The 17,411-nt window shown below is 52.2% G+C and carries 11 protein-coding genes; 1 reads left to right on the plus strand and 10 read right to left on the minus strand.

Annotated elements, in window-relative coordinates:
* Window positions 1-7: 7 nt before the first annotated feature.
* The 10 genes from HKT17_RS13245 to HKT17_RS13290 all read right to left on the minus strand — a co-directional run bounded on the left by HKT17_RS13245 (window position 8) and on the right by HKT17_RS13290 (window position 16,791).
* Window positions 8-7,714 carry a tail fiber domain-containing protein gene (locus tag HKT17_RS13245; protein WP_171100678.1) on the minus strand — a complete coding sequence of 2,569 codons (7,707 nt, stop codon included), beginning with the start codon at window positions 7,712-7,714 and terminating at the stop codon, window positions 8-10.
* 8 nt (window positions 7,715-7,722) lie between these two features.
* Complete coding sequence (locus tag HKT17_RS13250) at window positions 7,723-8,259, minus strand: hypothetical protein (protein WP_171100680.1); 537 nt, start codon at window positions 8,257-8,259, stop codon at window positions 7,723-7,725.
* 142 nt (window positions 8,260-8,401) lie between these two features.
* Complete coding sequence (locus HKT17_RS13255; RefSeq protein WP_171100682.1) at window positions 8,402-9,094, minus strand: type II secretion system protein; 693 nt, start codon at window positions 9,092-9,094, stop codon at window positions 8,402-8,404.
* Between the two features lie 51 nt (window positions 9,095-9,145).
* On the minus strand, window positions 9,146-10,000 hold the full coding sequence (locus HKT17_RS13260) for a peptidylprolyl isomerase (RefSeq protein WP_171100684.1): 855 nt from the start codon (window positions 9,998-10,000) through the stop codon (window positions 9,146-9,148).
* Window positions 9,993-10,478: a hypothetical protein gene (locus tag HKT17_RS13265; RefSeq protein ID WP_171100686.1), complete on the minus strand. Its 486-nt coding sequence runs from the start codon at window positions 10,476-10,478 to the stop codon at window positions 9,993-9,995. Before HKT17_RS13265 ends, HKT17_RS13260 begins: the two co-directional genes overlap by 8 nt.
* On the minus strand, window positions 10,475-11,344 hold the full coding sequence (locus HKT17_RS13270; RefSeq protein WP_171100688.1) for a hypothetical protein: 870 nt from the start codon (window positions 11,342-11,344) through the stop codon (window positions 10,475-10,477). The genes HKT17_RS13265 and HKT17_RS13270 overlap by 4 nt, the downstream gene beginning before the upstream one ends.
* Before the next feature lie 3 nt (window positions 11,345-11,347).
* Complete coding sequence (locus HKT17_RS13275) at window positions 11,348-12,598, minus strand: type II secretion system F family protein (RefSeq protein ID WP_105027335.1); 1,251 nt, start codon at window positions 12,596-12,598, stop codon at window positions 11,348-11,350.
* A 2-nt stretch (window positions 12,599-12,600) separates the two neighbouring features.
* Window positions 12,601-14,301, minus strand: coding sequence for a GspE/PulE family protein (locus HKT17_RS13280; protein WP_171100690.1), 1,701 nt, complete (start codon window positions 14,299-14,301; stop codon window positions 12,601-12,603).
* A 14-nt stretch (window positions 14,302-14,315) separates the two neighbouring features.
* Window positions 14,316-15,173 carry a hypothetical protein gene (locus HKT17_RS15545; protein WP_205882435.1) on the minus strand — a complete coding sequence of 286 codons (858 nt, stop codon included), beginning with the start codon at window positions 15,171-15,173 and terminating at the stop codon, window positions 14,316-14,318.
* A gap of 4 nt (window positions 15,174-15,177) precedes the next feature.
* Entirely contained in the window at window positions 15,178-16,791 is a 1,614-nt protein-coding gene (locus HKT17_RS13290; protein WP_171100692.1) for a type II secretion system protein GspD, read from the minus strand.
* 139 nt (window positions 16,792-16,930) lie between these two features.
* Between HKT17_RS13290 and HKT17_RS13295 the strand changes: the two genes are divergently transcribed.
* Entirely contained in the window at window positions 16,931-17,401 is a 471-nt protein-coding gene (locus HKT17_RS13295; RefSeq protein WP_171100694.1) for a DsrE family protein, read from the plus strand.
* The last annotated feature ends 10 nt before the right edge of the window (window positions 17,402-17,411 follow it).

Consider the following 17,411-nt stretch of genomic DNA (forward strand, 5'->3'; position numbering starts at 1 on the left):
TTCGCGGTTACCCCATTTTGATCCAGCTGGCTTTGATCGATTTGCCCGCCGCGATCACCTTCACCTGATTGCCTTCGGCATACAGTTCAATGCCCTCGCTGGCGACTGATACTACTTTGGCTTGCCCGGCATTCACGATCACGGTTGCAGTGGCATAGCTGCCATCGAGTGCACTGGTGCTGACGGTGTAGTGACCATCTGATTTGGCAGCAAACAGCACGGCGGGCAAACCCACCCCGGCATAAACCTGAGCCGACCCTGTATTCACTTGTTCGGCCTGCACCGTATTGGCTACAGCTGAATTGGCCTTTAAGTTATTCACTTCCAGGTCTGCAATTCGCGCCATTTCAGCTTCAAGCCGTTGCGAATAAACTGAATTTGCACGCAACTGCTGCGCTGTGAAATTGCTGACCTTCAACTCAACTGCATTCACGGTCAGCAGCGAACCGTCTGCCGACTCGCTGAAGTTTTTTGCCCAGCGTGAATTGATGTTGTTGATCAAATCTGAATTGTTTTTCACTTGTCCATCCAGCGTGAACAAGGCGTCATCCAGCCGCTCAATTGCGACTGAATTGGTTTGAATGGCCACAGCATTCTCGGCAATTTTCTGAATGTTCAAATCAATTGCAGTCTGCATGCCGTCCATGCGTTTGCTGGCATCAGTTCTCCAGCTTTCAAGCGATGTAATACGAGTGTCATGTTGATTAATGCGGTCATCCAGCACTGTGATTCGCTGGCCTTGGTCTGCGACTGTTTTGTCGAGTACTTTGACCTGCTTGCTTAACTGGCCAACACCCATGGCTGCCATGGCACCCAAGGCGCTGTAGTCCACCGACATCATGCCGTCAGCGCGAGTGGCCACCGCCTCAGGAAACAGGCTCTGAATTTCTTGCGCAATAACACCAATGCGACGCCCCAGGTTGGGATTGGCCAGGTATTCGTAACTGTAAGTTTGCAGTTGTTCAAGCCGGCCTAAAACAGAACCCGAATCTTGCGCCTGAATATTGGTTTTAAGCCTGCGATCGGAACTGACGTTGAAGGCTGTGGCTTGCATGTAACCACTTGCGATGACATCGCCATTGCCTGCTACGCGGAATACAGGATTGAAGGAATCATCTGAGTTCAAACGACCCACTTGAAATTCATCTGTGGTTCCGGTTCCAAAAGTATTCGCATTGTCACCAATTCCAATTCGCAACAACGATTGATCGGATGCCGTGTTGGTTCGATATATACCGACAGTGTCTGTGCCCTCCTGATTACCACCAAAACGCAGCAGTTGGTTCGAAGACACTTGAGCACCGCCCGTTGCGTACAACATGGATGAAAAATTGGAGACACCCGCGACATGAAAAATGGTGTTGGAAATAGCGTCGTTGCGCGATGTTGTTCCAATGACCACCTGATCATTCACGGAAGAGACAACACCATCTTTGCCCGCACCCAAAGCGCCCAGCACCAGCGTATTTGAAGTCGTAACACGTGCGAAGGCACCAATTGCAGACGCATAATTCAAATTGTTCAGCAAAACATCGGTCGAAGTTCCGATACCCATGTTGTAGCTACCAGTAGCATTACCAAACAGCGCGTTTTTACCCAAGGCCAGGTTTGCATTGCCCGTTGTGTTGGAGTAAAGCGAGTTCAAACCCACCCCAGTGTTGTCAAAGCCTGTTGTGCTACCGAACATGGAAAAAGTACCCAAAGCCGTGTTGTTCAAACCTGTGGTGTTGTTCTGCAAGGCGTTGCGGCCCAGTGCTGCGTTGTTGTAACCCGTGGTGTTGAATATAAGGCTGTTGTAGCCCAAGGCACTGTTGTTGTAACCGGTGCTGTTGGTGAGCAAGGCATTGCGGCCTACTGCAATGTTGTAATAACCCGTGGTGTTGTTGTACAAGGCACCACGACCCATTGCTGCATTGGAATGGCCTGTCGTGTTCTCGAACAAGGCATTGTCGCCCACCGCTGTATTTTCATTGCCAGTGGTGTTTTTCAACATTGCGTTAACACCGATCGCCACGTTGCTAGAGCCTGTGGTGTTGGCTTGCAAGGCATTAAAACCCATCGCCACATTTCGCTCGCCCAGAGTGTTGCTCAGCATGCTGTTAGTACCAAATGCGCTGTTGTAATCGCCACTGGTATTGGCCAGCAGGGCATTCACACCAAACGCACTGTTCTGAAAACCATCTGTGTTGTTCAACAATGCATTTGCACCCACTGCGGTGTTGCGGTACCCCGTGGTTGTATTTCGTTGCGAGTTATAGCCAATTGCAATGTTTTGATGACCAGTAGTGTTGTTGTACAAGGCATCTGGACCAACGGCTACGTTTTGATAACCAGCGGAGTTGGTGTACAAGGCATTGTCGCCCACTGCCACGTTTTGATAGCCCGTGGTATTGGAAAACAAGGAATTTGTACCCAGCGCATTGTTTTGTGTGCCGCTGCTGTTACTGAAAAGCGCGTTCACCCCAACCGCATTGTTGCGGTTGCCGGTGGTGTTGGCATTCAGTGCATTTACGCCTACACCGGTATTGTCATAGCCTGTCGTGGTGTTCACCATGGCGTACACACCGATTGCCGTGTTTGCATAACCTGTGGTGTTGCGGTTTAAACTGTAAGTGCCTACTGCAGTATTGTTTGAACCTGTGCTGTTCAGGGTGAGTGCATTGAAGCCTACACCCGTGTTGAAGATACCTTCGGTATTTATTGCACTGGGCGACAAACTGGTCAGCACTCCCTCGCCAATTGCGATATTGCCTGCACGGGGATCCGCGTCCAACGCGTTCACACCCAGGGCCAAACTGCTTTGCGGGTAGGCAGCGCCCACCGTGCTTGCAAATGTAAGTGCAGTATCAATATTTGCCTTATTCACTGGTGCGATTTGTTCACCGTTCACATACAGGCTTTGAACATCAACGCGACCTGTAAACACTGCAGATTGATCGGCTTTCAGTGTAAGCACCGTGTTGTAAGTTTGGTCACCCACACCACCTGAACTGCCCTGACCTACCCGGAATACCAAACCATCCTCTGCACCACCCGCATCAATTGAAGTTGAACGAGCACCCGACCGAACTCGAAGATGATCCCAGCCCGCATCATCCGCGGAGGACATCACACGCAGATCACGCAGCTGCGTGTAGTTTGCCGCAGTACCCGTGTTCAGAAATACATTGCCCGATGCGCGCAACCCGCCAGTCACCTGCAGTTTGTTGCCGCTGCCATCATCACCTGTTGCACCCATCACGATGTTATCGATGGAGCGGCCCAGAACAACCGTGTTGGAAGTGGTTACCGAAGAATCATTACCAATGGTAACTGCGTAAGAAAGTGCATCACCTATTGTTGCGCTATTGCCTAAAGCGATATTGCTGGTGCTGGTCAGGGTGCCATTGCCAGCCAGGTCCCCGATTAAAATATTGCGACTGCCGGTGGTAATTGTATTGCCTGAACGGTGACCTATCGCAATATTCGTATTACCAGTGGTTAACGCGGGCATGGCATAGTGGCCCAGCGCTGTGTTGGATGCACCCGCACGCAACTCGCCAAACGTGCTGTTACCCACCGCCGTGTTGTACTGACCTTCTGAGTAATACAGGGTGTTGGTACCTACGGCGACACTTTCTGAAGCAGTAGCCCTGAACATTGAAAATGCACCAATCGAAGTCACATAAGCGCTGGTACTAATGGTGTCTGCGGCGTAAGCGCCAATGGCGGTGTTGTAAAAGCCCGTGGTGTTGCCATTCAAGGCTGCATCACCCACTGCCGTGTTGTAGTAACCCATGGTATTGCGGCCCAGGCCAAACTGCCCAACCGCCACGTTGCTACTGCCGGTTGTATTGGCCATAAGTGCATAGGCACCCACCGCCACGTTGTCATCGCCTGTGGTGTTGGCCTGCAAGCTGTAGTATCCGTTGGCGGTGTTGTAACTTCCAGTGGTGTTTGAGTACAAAGACCAGGCACCCGAGGCAGTGTTGTAGTACCCGGTGGTATTGCTGTACAGGCTTTTGTAACCCAGTGCAGTGTTTTCATCGCCGTAGTCGTTGCTGTACAACGCTTGATAACCCACGCCAGTGTTCCAGGTACCAGATTCAGTTCCGTAACCAGTGGTTGCCATTTGCCCAAGCACACCGTCTCCCACCGCAACGTTGCCAGCATTCTTCCGACCCGCCAAGGCGCCAACACCAAGGCCAAGATTGGGTTCTGCATAGAAAGCAGAACCCGTGTCGCTGGCATATGAAAACGCAAAGGTTGCAGGTACACCCAGTACGCTTAGTGAACTAACATCTACATTGCCAGTGAAACGAGCGTTGCCTGTCACTTGCAAACGATTGCCGCTAAGATCGTCGCCAGTTGCGCCAATTACAGTGGTATCAGTAATGCGGCCCAGAGTAATCGTATTGGATGTGGTGACAAGCGCTTCCGATCCCAATGCCGTGGCGTAATTCAACTGTGTGGCCACACCCGGCAAGGCATTCGCGCCTAGGAAAGTATTGTTACTGCCCGAGATATTCGCATTGGTGTTGTCGAATGCAGAATTTGCATAACCAGCATCGTCACCCAAGGCTACGTTACGCGAGCCAGTTGTATTGCCACGCAAGCTGCTTTGACCAATCGCCACGTTTCTGAAACCAGTCGTGTTGCTTCGCAAAGAATCGTCACCCAAGGCAGCGTTCTTCTCACCCGTGGTGTTTAAATATAAGGCTGAATCTCCGACCGCCGTGTTGCTTATACCCGTGGTGTTATTCAATAAACTAAGGGAACCAACTGCGGTATTGTCGCGGCCGGTGGTGTTGGCGAACAATGCCTGAGCGCCTAGCGCTGTGTTTTGATAACCTGTGGTGTTGTAGTACAGGGCTGATTTGCCCACCACCGTGTTCAAGTAACCTGTGGTGTTGCTGAACATGGCGGCTTGACCCAGCGCCGTATTGTTGTTACCGGAGGTGTTGTTGAAAGCGGCCCCGTCACCCAACGCCGTGTTGTTAGAACCTGTGGTGTTGTTGTAGAAAGCAGCATAACCAAGTGCGGTGTTTTTCAAGCCCGTTGTATTGTGGCGCAGTGCCAAGTTACCAATGGCTACGTTTTTTTGACCTGATGTGTTGCTGTTAAGGGAATAGAATCCAATTGCCAAATTGGCCCCTAAACCAGAGGCAGGTGATGCCAAAGCGCCTGCGCCAATCGCGATATTCGGCTCGGAAACGCCCCCAGAATAATCACCAAGTACCAAGCGAGTTGCAGAAACAGTACCGCTGGCAATGACATCGCCATTGCCTGCAACACGGAAGACTGGTGTGTAAGTGAGTTGATCACCTTCCAAACGACCAATCTGAAACTCATCGGCCTGCGGATGCCCGAATGTGTTTGGATTATCCCCAATGACTACTCGCATTACGGTTTGATCGTCTGCGAGATTGGATCGATAAATGAACTGTGAATCCGAGTTCTCGAAATCTTCACCGAAGCGCAGTTTCTGATCTGTAGGAACCAATACGCCACCCTGGAAATTGACAGCACCGCTAAAGGTTGCATTTGCAGCGTACAAATCGCCATTTAAATTTACATTGCCTTCCACGTACAACTTGGTGTTTGGAAAGGTATCGTTGCGCGCCGTTGAGCCGATGACAATTTGGTCATCGATTGTAGAATAGGTTGAGTTTTTATTAACACCCAAAGCGCCAAGCACCACGGTATCGGAAGTGCCCACGCGCGAATCAGCACCAATCGCACTGGCGTAATTCAAAGCGCCACTCAACACATTGGCTTGATAACCCAGCGCCGAGTTTCGATTCCCGCTCACATTGCCCAACAGGGAGTTGGCACCAACCGAAGAGTTCTCGGCACCTGTGGTGTTGAAGTACAGGCCATACGCCCCGACTGATGCGTTGTAATAGCCCGTAGTGTTGTAGTAAATAGATGCCTGCCCCACACCGGCGTTTTGGTGACCCTCGGTGTTGTAATGCAAGGCAGCTTGCCCCACCATGGCATTTCGGTAACCCGTGGTGTTGTAGTACATCGCACCGCGGCCTAATGCCACGTTCCGATAACCAGTAGTGTTATTGTGCAGTGATGCGACCCCTAGCGATGTATTACCACTGCCCGTGGTGTTCATTCGCATGGCGTCGTAACCAATCGCGGTGTTTGCCGTGCCTGTGGTATTCGACAACATCGACTGCGAACCCATCGCAGTGTTGTAATAACCTGTGGTGTTGGAATACAGGCTTTTGTAACCCACGGCGGTGTTTTCATCACCATAGTCGTTGCTGTAAAGGGCCTGATAACCCACGCCCGTGTTCCAAGTACCCGACTCATCGTAATACCCAAGTGTGGTCATTCTCCCCAATACATCCATACCGATGGCCACATTGCCTGCATTTTTTCGACCTGCCAAGGCACCACTTCCCAGCCCAAGATTGGGTTCAGGGTAAAAACTTGAACCTGTATCGCTTGCATACTGAAAGGCCAATGTGGCAGGTACCCCCGCTTGGCTAATCGAAGCAACATCAATATTTCCATTGAACATTGCACCTGCAAATGTGGGCGTGCTGGTGGTGGCAATGTCTTGCGGCAAACTGAGCACCACATCGCCATTCATTGCACTTGCAATCACTTGGTTGTTGGTGCCGGTAATACTGAGTACACCTGTGTTGGAAATGGTGATACTGCCAGCACCGTTGAGAACACCAATTCCATCGCCTGCGCTGATTGCGCCCAAAGCGAAACCCGCGCCGGTACCAATCAGCAAACTGCCCTGCGCAGCGGCACTTGAATCAATGCCGGTGCCACCAAATGCAGCGCCCAACACACCACTGTTCACATTGCTTGCGTTCAGATCGGTTAAAGCTGCGCCATTGCCAATAAAACTGTTGGCAGTCACGCTGCTGGTAAATGTGGCAGCGCTTCCAGACAAGGCACCCGTGATGGTTGCACTTGCAGCTTGAAAATCAGCCACAGTGACTTTACCAGTGGTGTAAGCAATTGCACCTGCACCGTTGGCCGCTGAATCGTCATTGAATTTGCTGGCATCCACAGGCTGCCAGGCACCACCCACGTAGCTGTACAATTTGTTGGTTTCCAGCACCAGGCGAATGTCACCTTCCTCACCTGGCATCGCGGTTAATTCGGCATAGGTACCCACAGCACTTTTAAACTGTTTGGACGATGTTTGCGAAGGTGCAGTCACCTGCACATAATCGTCGCCCAAGCCCCTGCGATTGGCGAGAATATAGGCGCAACTCGTTTCCATGCTGCCGTTCAACCCAGGCGACACTACGGCATACACCAACGGATTTGCCACACCCTGCCCGGCCAGAAAACTGCTGTTGGATGTGGAAGCGCTGTTGTCCCAGGCGCAGTAGCCCAAAGGCCTGCCAGCACCATCTCGCTGAGGCAGATTAACCGATGAGGGAACCGAGCCCATGTCCACCGGATAACCACCCACTACGGCACCCATTTCACTGGCCCTTAATGCACCATTGAACTCGGCCACATAGCCTTGCATGCCTTGGCTTACCTGAGCCACGGTGTTTTTCAAGGTGAACTGGCGAATAAGCTGCGTAGCAGTAAAAGCGGCCGCAGAATCGCCTGAACGGCCCACCGCAGGCGAAATGACAGCAGCACCCAAACCGAGAGCCACCAGGTAAGGCAAGGCATGTTGTACGGCCAAAACAATGGGTTTCGGTTTGAAATTGATCGGGCTAACTGTGGGCTTGTTCTTTTTCATGTGAACCTCTAGTTCAAAACCGCAAACACAATTTCATCGCCATTGGCGATGATTGAACCGTCGTACTGACGAAGCAAACGTTCTCGGGTCGCTGCTGCGCCCCCGCTGAGTCGCGGTATTAACCGAAGCCGTATGCCGCCAGCCTCGGTGTGTTCATACACCCACTCCTCGAAATCGGGTGGGCTGACTGGCAATGGAATTCCATCTGGCATTAAGGCGAGAGACAAAGGCCCATTCGGCGTGGGGCAGGCCACAGCTGAAATAACCGCAATATTGCCGGCTGTGGCCGGAGCCGGGTAAGCGTGGCGTGTATCGAACTGAGCGTGATCACCATCGGGATACACTGCTGCGCACAACATGATTTTTCCCTTGATGACTTCAAGTTGCACAGCAACCTCATTGACTGTGTCTTGAACCGATTGCCCCTGTTGGGTATTGGTGCTCAAACGTGCATAGGCAGCACCCACAATTGCCAGCAAGCCAATGCCGTACAAAATGTAGGAAGCGATGAATCCGCTTTGTTGCTGAAAGAATTTCCTGTTCACGATTTTTTAACCTCAGTTTCTCGCACGGATTTCGGTACATACCGGGTTAACGGGTGAATGCATACAAGCCCACATCCCTTGCTTTGGTGAAACATGACGAAAAAAAAGCCCGCTATTGCGGGCTTGGTGAAGTTGCAGCGGTTTAATTTTCCTGAATCACCTTGAAATACACATACTTGGTGTCGCTGGTTGCGATACAACCTTCGGGCCAACCTGCGGGATCTGGCGCAGTACTAATTGCAGAAATGCCGGCATCGGTGCTGCCTGTTGTCCAAACAGACAAAGCGGTACCCGCGACTGGAATAGAAGAGGTCCCATACAACAAGGTATTGACTCGTCCGCACACGTCTGCCCTCAAGCCTGGCAAGATCACCATTGGATCTTCACTTGACGTTGCCAACCCTTTGCCTGGAGTCACTTTGTTGATGTACCAGTGCCCCGCCGACAATGCAGAAGGTGACTTGATTGTCGTGTCCTCACCATTGGCAAAAGCTGTGGTGGGCATGATTTGTGGGGAAGCATATCGCGCGGTGGGATCGAACAGCCCCTGGTTGGCGGTGTTCGAAAAATCAAGTGTCGATTGAACAGCCGACGAGCCAAAATCACTCGAGTACCTGGCCACACCGTCGCGCAAATCACTGGCCTGTTTCAAAATTACAGACGCATTTACTTTCGCTTGCTCCACATCGGTTTGTGAAGTTGGGCTTCGGTTGGCCAGTGCAAAACCACCCAGCACTGCTGTCATCAAGGCAATGCCGAACAGCAAAGCCGCCTGGATAAAACCCGCCTGTTTTTGCTTTCGCAAAAAGGCTGCGGGATTGGAAATAGACTTCATGACGTTCTCCTTAATTACCTATGTTGCTCAAGCCTTGTTGACTTCACTTAGTTAACCCAACTCCACCTTGGCTTGCCTGCGGGCTTGCTCAAGTTCAGCGTTGAATTTCTCTAAAGCAAGGGCTTGAACAATGTCTTGCTTCAATTCTTCCAAAGTGGGTTTTTTGAGTTGTTTGCTGTCTTCAATCTTCAGCACCAAAAGGCCGTTGCGCAAACGCAGCACCTCACTGAATTCACCCTTTTTCATTTTCGACACCACGCGCCCGAGGTTGTAGGGCATTGCCTGAGCCACGGAATAACCGTCACCCTGCTCCACCAATGGCTTTAACTGATCAAGCGCGTCCTTGTCCCCCTTCCTTAACTTGTCCAGGGTTTGTTGCACATCGTTTTGATCATTGCTCAGGTAATAACTGACTTTCCACTGCTGAAAATTTTGGTCTAGAACGTTGGCATCGTAGTAAGCTTTTACATCATCATCGCTCACGGCTTTGCGTAACTCGTCCATTCGTTTGGTGGTGTACAGGGTAGAAAGTACTTCTCTTTCTGCTGCACGAAGAGCAGCTTTGGCTTCTTCCACATACATCTCACGACCACGCTCCGCAGCCACCACCTTGTTAATGTAGCGGTCAATCACAATGGCTCGGTCCACGCCCGATTGCAGCATGCCACCCAATTCCATTTCGGTAATTTTCATGCCATTGATGCTGGCCACTTGGCGGTCTGATTGCCCTGAAGAATCACCTGCCGCAAATGCGCTGGCTACAGGCGAAACACTTGGACTGGAAGAGCCCTGAAAAGCAGTCCAACCCGCCCAGGACACCAAACCCACCAGGCCCAATGCTGCAACCCCAAGGGTTAATTTTTGTTTGGCAAATGGCATGCCCACTTTGTTGTCCGATTCATTCATCGCCTTGTCCCCTCAATTTGACTTCCACTTTCTCGGTCATCCCTTTGACAATTGCCAACGAAGCCTGCCCCGCGCAACCCGCCAGACAAATTTCCTCGGCATGCCACACCACATCTTTCGAAATACCCTGAATACTGTTCAACACGTACATGAACTCGGCATACTTGGAAGGGTCAGCAATATCAATCTTGATGCTGTCGCGATTGGCAACTACCCGAACATCCGGACTCAACCTGGCCAACACACGGGCGTAATCTTCGTAAACCACCTTCCCCACCGGCACACGTTTCAAGGTGAATTCAGGCAGCTCCTGACTTTTCCGTTCAATCTCGTTGGTGCGCAAGAAGTCGTTGACTGAAAAGGCAGCAAGAATCACCATGACCACAGCACACATCATCGCGAACACAGGTGCCAATCCCATCAGACGACTGGCCTCGGTTATCCACAAAGTACTGTTGTTTTTTAAATCCAGTTTCACTTGACCGACTCCTTCTTGCCTTGTTTACGTACACTGAGAAGCCCTTCCATATCCCTTAGATCGGTGACCACGTCGCGCCCCAGGGAATCAAGGTAGTCTTGACTCACCCAACTGGGCAGGATCAACTCAAAAGACTCATCGTTCTCCCCCTTCATGCTGTATTTCTCGATCCAGCCCCCCGATCGCACCACGGTTGCGGATACTTTTTGTATTCTGGAAATTTGGCGTGCAAGGGGTTGCTGTACGCTGAGCTTGATCAAGGTGGCATTCAAATCGTTTTCAACAGCTTGGGCATTCAGCCCACTTGCAGCCTGGCTGTTGGTGTAGGCACTTGCTGCCTGCGCCCCCAAAAACACCATGGATGCTGAAATCAACACGCCAATTGATCCTTTCATCATCAAGGAACTAAAACGCTCAGTAATGCCCTGAATGGCTTGCGGAATGCTGGTGAGCGGTTTGCCGCCTTTGTGTTCAATTTCGACAATTTGCAGATCAAGCCCGATCAAATAGTCTTTCAGTACATCCTGGTCGTTGCACAACAAACGTACGCTGCCACCTTCGATAATCAAGGCAACGGAATAGTCAGCACCGTGCATCAGGTAAATTGCATCGCCCACATGCAAAGGACCATCGGGCAACACGTCTACAAAAGGCAAATTAAAACCTGGCGCTGAACTAAGCCACGCACTTTCAATGGCGAAGTAATACACATGGCCCGCACGTTCAGCAAGGTACGCATGCAGGCGGTTGGTGCCCAAAATAGCGTAGGCCTGATTCATGACCACTTTCTGTGCACTGCCTGTGCCCACAGGCAAACGCCCAGCAATCAGGTTGGAGTAAATGCTTTTTAGATTGATTGCTTCCACGGCTTAGGCTCCCGACAACACAACTTCATTTTGCAAATACACCACGGCCAGGCTGAACAACACCGCAATACCCGAGTACGCAAGAGAGGCCACAAATGCGATGACTGCAAATTTGCGCGCGGCGCTGTTGGCTTTGTCATCCCGGGTTTGTGAAATCGAGGCCAGGCATTCGGCCAGTTGCGCCTGGTCTTTGTGCGCGCGAATCAGCAAGCGTTCGCTGCTGTCCAGCAAGGGATGATTGAAGGCAACAGCAGGCTGCTCTCCAATTTCACTGCGATCGGTGATGGTTTGCCAGAACAGGGACACGGTGGGCGTAATGGTGCCTTTTCGCGCAATTTGTACCGCATTCAAAAAAGCCACGCCACCTGTTAACAAGGAGCCCAACACACGGGTTGTTGCGGCAATGCCCGAGCAAATGAGCAGCTCACCGATCACGGGTACTTTTTCCAGAATTCCGAAGGCTTGCGTGCGGGTTTTTTGATCAGGCGACAACACCAGCATGGTGAAATAAATCAGGATCAGAAAGAAGACAAATGAGAAAACCAGCAAACCATTGTTCACCCATTCAGCCAAGGCAAGAGAGCTGTTGTATTGCGCAACCTTGGCGGGGTCTTCGCTCATCAATGGTGTTGCTTTCAACTGCTCAATCAAACCAAAACGCATGCCAATTACCGTAGACACTGCCATGATCAAATCCAGTGCAGTCCAGGTGACGGCACCAAACATCAGCTTCAGTGTTGCTGAGCCCTTCTCATAAAAACTCACCGCTGTTTCAAGGGCCTCACTCAACTGGCCAGCCGCCTCGCCTGCGCTTAACACCGCGAGTGTGGAATCATCAAACCAGTTCAACAGCTCCACAGCCGCCACAAAACCAAAACCCTGGCGCAATGCATTCAAAGCCTGGTTCAAGATCAAACGCGGCTCGCCCAGCTCACCCAGTATCACTTGCTCCAGCGACTTCTCGGGCGACAAACCCGAACGCACATTGAATGCAAGCGCCTGCAAGAATTTTTGTTTGTAACTTCGACTGACTTTCGATCCAAACAGGCGAGACAACCTGCCTTTGGCTTGCAGTTCAATCACATCCAGCACCACACCGCCACGGTCAATGACTTGCTGAATTGCCTCACGCTTTCTGGATGCGGTAATCACCAATTGGTGGCGAAAATAACCGCTCAAGCGATCGTCAGGCCGGGCGGTTGCATCCAGCATTTGCGGCGCCAGGTAATCCACACGAAAATTTGAAATTGACATGCTCAGTCCCCCGCCACACCAAGTATCTGAAGAACGCTGGGCCAGTCGACCATGCCCTGGTCCAAAAGGGTTTGCAGGGTTTGAAGCCGGCTGGTGTAGTCCACCCCGTTCTCTTCGCATAAATCAACGGGAAGCTCCAGATTGTGGTTTTTGAAAGCCTTTACGAAACGGCCCCGCATGGTTTCCTCGGCTGGCACATGCATGGTTTCATGCGCAGCAACGCGACCTGAATACCCCAAACCAGCGCAGCGGGTACAGCCCACCTTGTGACGCAAACCAGTGCGCGGTTGAATCAGGCCACCTGTAAGCCGAACCGCCTGTGACTGAAAGTGTTCAAGCATTTCACCCTGTACGGGTTTGGCGCAAGAACACAGGCGGCGTACCAAACGCTGATGAATAACCACACGCAAAAAATGCGCAAGCAAAAATTCAGAATCGGCGCGGTGGGCGGGGTCGATCATCGACAGGAAACGTTCACTGACCTGCAACACGCTGTTGGCGTGAATGGTGGAAATCACCAGGTGACCACTTTCGGCAAAAGCCAAGGCAGCGCGGGCTGAGTCTGCATCACGCACCTCGCCAAAAATAAGAATATCCGGGTCTTGGCGAAGTATCGAGCGCTCAAGCTCAATGGCTTTTTGCTTGACCAAGGCCTGCAATTGAATTTGTTTGGCAAAAGGCAAAATGTATTCGACTGGATCTTCCACAGTGATCACATTCATGGCGTCTCGCCGAAAGCCACACGCCACTGTGTATTGCGTGGTACTTTTGCCCGAGCCCGTCGCGCCGGAAATAAACACCAGCCCCCCGGTTTTGCCGGTTTGGTTGGTGATGCTTTTGATCAACTCGGTCATTTTAGGTTGCCCAGGAAACAGGGCACCCAAGCTCGGCAACAGCGAGGCGTCCAATGCACGGAGCACCACCGATTCGCCATCCACCAAGGGTTGCGTGGAAATTCGAAAATCCACCACGCGACCCTCGTGCTCAACAGTCAAGCGACCATCCTGGGCTGTGCGGCTATTGGATGCATCCATACCCGCTTCAATCTTGATACGAGCCACCAGCGATTGCATCAACAACTCGGGCAGCAAATGGGTTTGCCGCATCACCGAATCCACCCGGTACGCAATCCAGGCATCGGGATCACCTTTGCGGCTCAGGTGTATGTCGCTGGCGCGAAGCGACAAGGCCTCTTTCAACACGGCGTACACCAGGCTGCGCAAACGGCCAGCCTCCAGCCCCTCATGCCGAAGTACCGTGATCAGGCCGTTGACCGAGCCGGATTGTTCGATGCGCAACAGCAAGTCACACACCTCCTGACGGCTGGAGGGCAAAAACTTCAATGCAGAAACAGGGGCGCGCAGAATTTGACGGATACGATCCTGTTGAGCCGCTTTCAAGGGCTGCGCACAACGCAAAGTAAGCACCCCCTTTGAGAACTCGGTGGGCACACACACAAATCGACGACAAAACTCCAGCGGCAAAATGGTTTGCAAGGTGAAATGATCGCCAATGACATTGGAATCTTCCTGGGAACCGGAGTCGACCAAGTCATCCAGATTCAGAAATCGTGAGCGCAAGGCGAGGCTGCCCAACTCGGCCGACCGACCCTCTCCACGCAAGTGTGTGTGTTGTTGGCGAAGCAAATTGAGCTGGTGGTCATCCAGCCCGGCTTGTACCAAATCTGCCTCAAGTGATTTCATGCGGATTGTTTCCTTCAGTTGGGAAAGCCGGTGCCAAAACCAGGTTGATTGTTGCCACCCAGATTGCCACCGAAACCACCATTGCCACCACCAAACCCGGAGCCAAAGTTGCCGCCTTGCTGCCCCCCCAAAGTGCCTGAAGGCGAGAAGGTTTGTGTTCGCAGCACGGGCACCAAATGATCAAACTGATCGGTTTCCACTTTCAGCAACTGTGAATCGCTGGGCACTTGCGGCAGGCCACCTGCGCTCGACTCAAGCGCGCCATAAAACACATTGACCCAGGTCCCGTTTTCACTTAACCAATCTACTGTGATGTCTTGCCCGTTAACCGTGGCCCGCAAAGGGTAGCCGCTGACATTTTCTGTTTTACCCACTCGCAAACGAAGTGCACCCGATGAACGCGACACCGGGCGAGGCACCACCACAGCAGGGGGAGGTTCGCCTCGGCCATTGCCAGTCTGTTGAGCGGCAGCAGGCTGGCTGACTTGCTGGGGCGTGAAATCGTTTTCGACCCGACGCATCACAATTGCACCCTGAAAATAGGCGGTTACCTGCATATTGCTGAACAGGTTGATGAGGGGCACCGGCAATACCGGGGAGTTCAAGGCTTGTTGGCGAATGTTCAAATCTTCTTGAGTAATTCGTCGCTCGGCCTGCCGGCGCAACTCGGCAGCATCGCCGGTGGCTGCTGGTTCTGCCGGGCGCTGCGTGGCTACGGCAGAATCTGGCCCATTCGCTGCGGGCGCACCCTGCAACATGGCAGGGCGAATCAAGGGATTCGCAATGGTTTGCTGCGACAACACACCACCCGACCATGCCGCGCAAGTACTGGCCAGGCAATAACTAACAAAGTTTTTCTGAAAGGCATGCATGAATTCACTGCTCCTGAAACGGGGTCAGTTTCGAGATCATTTGAACTTGCGAGGGCACAAAACCCAGGCTTGTCGACAAACGCAAGGGACCACCCACGGCCGCTGCCACGGGTTCAACTGCGCTGGGCGCCTTGGGTTCAATTCTGCGTTTGATCGGGGCTGGCGTTTCCAGCACGGGCAACTGCGCTGCAGGTTGTTCCAGCTTGGCCACTTCACCGAACAACAACAAACGCGGGCGAATGGTCACCACCAGTTCGGTTTGCTTGGTGCTCTCGGTGCGGCTGCGTGTGCCCAGCCCACTTTGAAAATCATCTTGGGCGCGCGAAACAGTAATACCACCCAGCAAAATAGTGTCGCCGGGGCGACAACGCACTTGGGTTTTCAGTTCACGGTCGGCTACTTCAGGCAAATTCAAATCCACACCCAAGGCAGTAAAACGCTTGAGCGCCAGGAGCTCGGTGATTGAAATATTGATGCGTGTGTAAATGGTGGAATCGTGTGCCTCCCCTGTTAGCGACACTTCAAGGCCGGTGCGCAAATTCTGCGTGTCGGCGGTCGATTGCGCCACTCCGTTCACAATTTGCGAACCCACACGCGACACAAATGTGGTGGACTGGCCCACACGAATATTGCCGTTGGTGCCATTCATTAAACCAATTTTTGGTTGGCTCAATGTTTTGACATCGCCTTGCGACTTTAAAAAATCAATCAGAAAATTGGTCGAAAAATTTTCACCAAAAATCAGGGTTTCAATGCCCGTGGCAGTGCGTGTCAACTGCGTGATTCGATCGGCTGTGCTTGAGGCGCCCGCAATGGAAGAATCTGGCGCGGTATTGATGCCATTGCCAGTTTTGTACAACTCCCAGCGCACTCCCATGTTGTTGGAGTCATTCAGATCAACTTGCAGCACATTCATGTCGTACACGATCAGCGAACGCGTCGCCCGTGCACGCTCCAAATAATTTTGAATGTCATTCAAGGCCCTGCGGTTGGCGCGAAACACCAGTGATCGGTTAATGCGATCCAGGTACACATCGCGTGCGCCCAAGTACTGCATGGTGTTGGTAATGCCAGCCATGCTGTCCTCGTTCAGCACAGGCGGCATTGTGACGACAAACTGTTGCTCAGGCATGATCCTCAACACACCCGACTCAGTCACTGTCCAGAAAAACCCCATGATCTCGCCCAACTTGTTCATCACCTGCGGCAAAGTGCCACTGAGATTGTTCAGCGTAACCACCCCATAACGGGACGCTGCATCCGCCCCACCCTCAAAACTCAATGGCATGTTGGTGCTCGCGAAAATCAGCTGCAGCACATCGAACAAGCCGCGTTCGGTCACCGACAGGTTCTCGACCATGCGGTTTGGCAACTCGCCTTCGGAAATCTGTGGACGAACCCAAAAAGTATCGGAGGGCAAACGCTCAATCGGCAAAGTCACCTGAGGTGCGGCCTGACTGGCTCCGGTTATTTCCGGTGCTTTCAGTTTGGCCCGAAACTCATCTTCCTGCCCGAAGGGCCTTAATGACGAGCAAGCCACTGCGCTGAATGCGACAGCCGCGTAAACACCAATTTTGCTGACCGCCAAAGCGGTGTTTAATGCGGTGTTGGGTTTCATACTGTTGCTCATCCTTTTAAATCGGTACTGTTGAGTATCCCGATGCAGGATGGGTTAAACATCCCTCTAAGGAGTCACCTCGCCGACCCCACCTTTTCGCGGGATAAGGCGGGGTTAACCGACATTGAAGGAGCAATTCATGAGTTGGCTTATGATCAGAAATACCTTGGTAGCCTGCGCGGCAGGCTTGTTGATGACTAGCACGGTGTATGCGCAGGAATCTGCCCCTGTGAAGCGAATGACTACACAGGACATTACCTCGAAGGTGGTGTATCACATTGACGGTGCCGAACAACCGCTCAAAGCCCTGCGCAATATTCGCAACCACCTGGATGTTTCACCGAGAACCACCATTATTGTGGTGACCCATGCCAATGGCGTGGACTTTTTAATGGAAGGTGCCAAGCATGCTGAAACGGGCACACAATACGCCCCACTGGTGAGCGCACTGACCGCCCGCGGCGTGGTGTTCGAGATTTGCGAAATTACCTTGAAAAACCGCAATTTAAAGAGAGACCAGTTTGTGCTCGATGCGACATTCACGCCATCAGGCGTGGTGCGTGTGGCCGACCTGCAAACCCAACAGGGTTTTGCCTACATCAAACCTTAATACCCGCTTG

Source organism: Limnobacter sp. SAORIC-580 (assembly GCF_013004065.1).
Classification (GTDB): Bacteria; Pseudomonadota; Gammaproteobacteria; order Burkholderiales; family Burkholderiaceae_B; genus Limnobacter; species Limnobacter profundi.

Excerpts from the sequence above, each read along its gene's own strand:
- HKT17_RS13260 (WP_171100684.1), bottom strand. The coding sequence starts at position 10,000 with ATGAATGAATCGGACAACAAAGTGGGCATGCCATTTGCCAAACAAAAA.
- HKT17_RS13255 (WP_171100682.1), bottom strand. The coding sequence starts at position 9,094 with ATGAAGTCTATTTCCAATCCCGCAGCCTTTTTGCGAAAGCAAAAACAG.
- HKT17_RS13290 (WP_171100692.1), bottom strand. The coding sequence starts at position 16,791 with ATGAAACCCAACACCGCATTAAACACCGCTTTGGCGGTCAGCAAAATT.
- HKT17_RS13280 (WP_171100690.1), bottom strand. The coding sequence starts at position 14,301 with ATGAAATCACTTGAGGCAGATTTGGTACAAGCCGGGCTGGATGACCAC.
- HKT17_RS13295 (WP_171100694.1), top strand. The coding sequence starts at position 16,931 with ATGAGTTGGCTTATGATCAGAAATACCTTGGTAGCCTGCGCGGCAGGC.
- HKT17_RS15545 (WP_205882435.1), bottom strand. The coding sequence starts at position 15,173 with ATGCATGCCTTTCAGAAAAACTTTGTTAGTTATTGCCTGGCCAGTACT.
- HKT17_RS13245 (WP_171100678.1), bottom strand. The coding sequence starts at position 7,714 with ATGAAAAAGAACAAGCCCACAGTTAGCCCGATCAATTTCAAACCGAAA.
- HKT17_RS13275 (WP_105027335.1), bottom strand. The coding sequence starts at position 12,598 with ATGTCAATTTCAAATTTTCGTGTGGATTACCTGGCGCCGCAAATGCTG.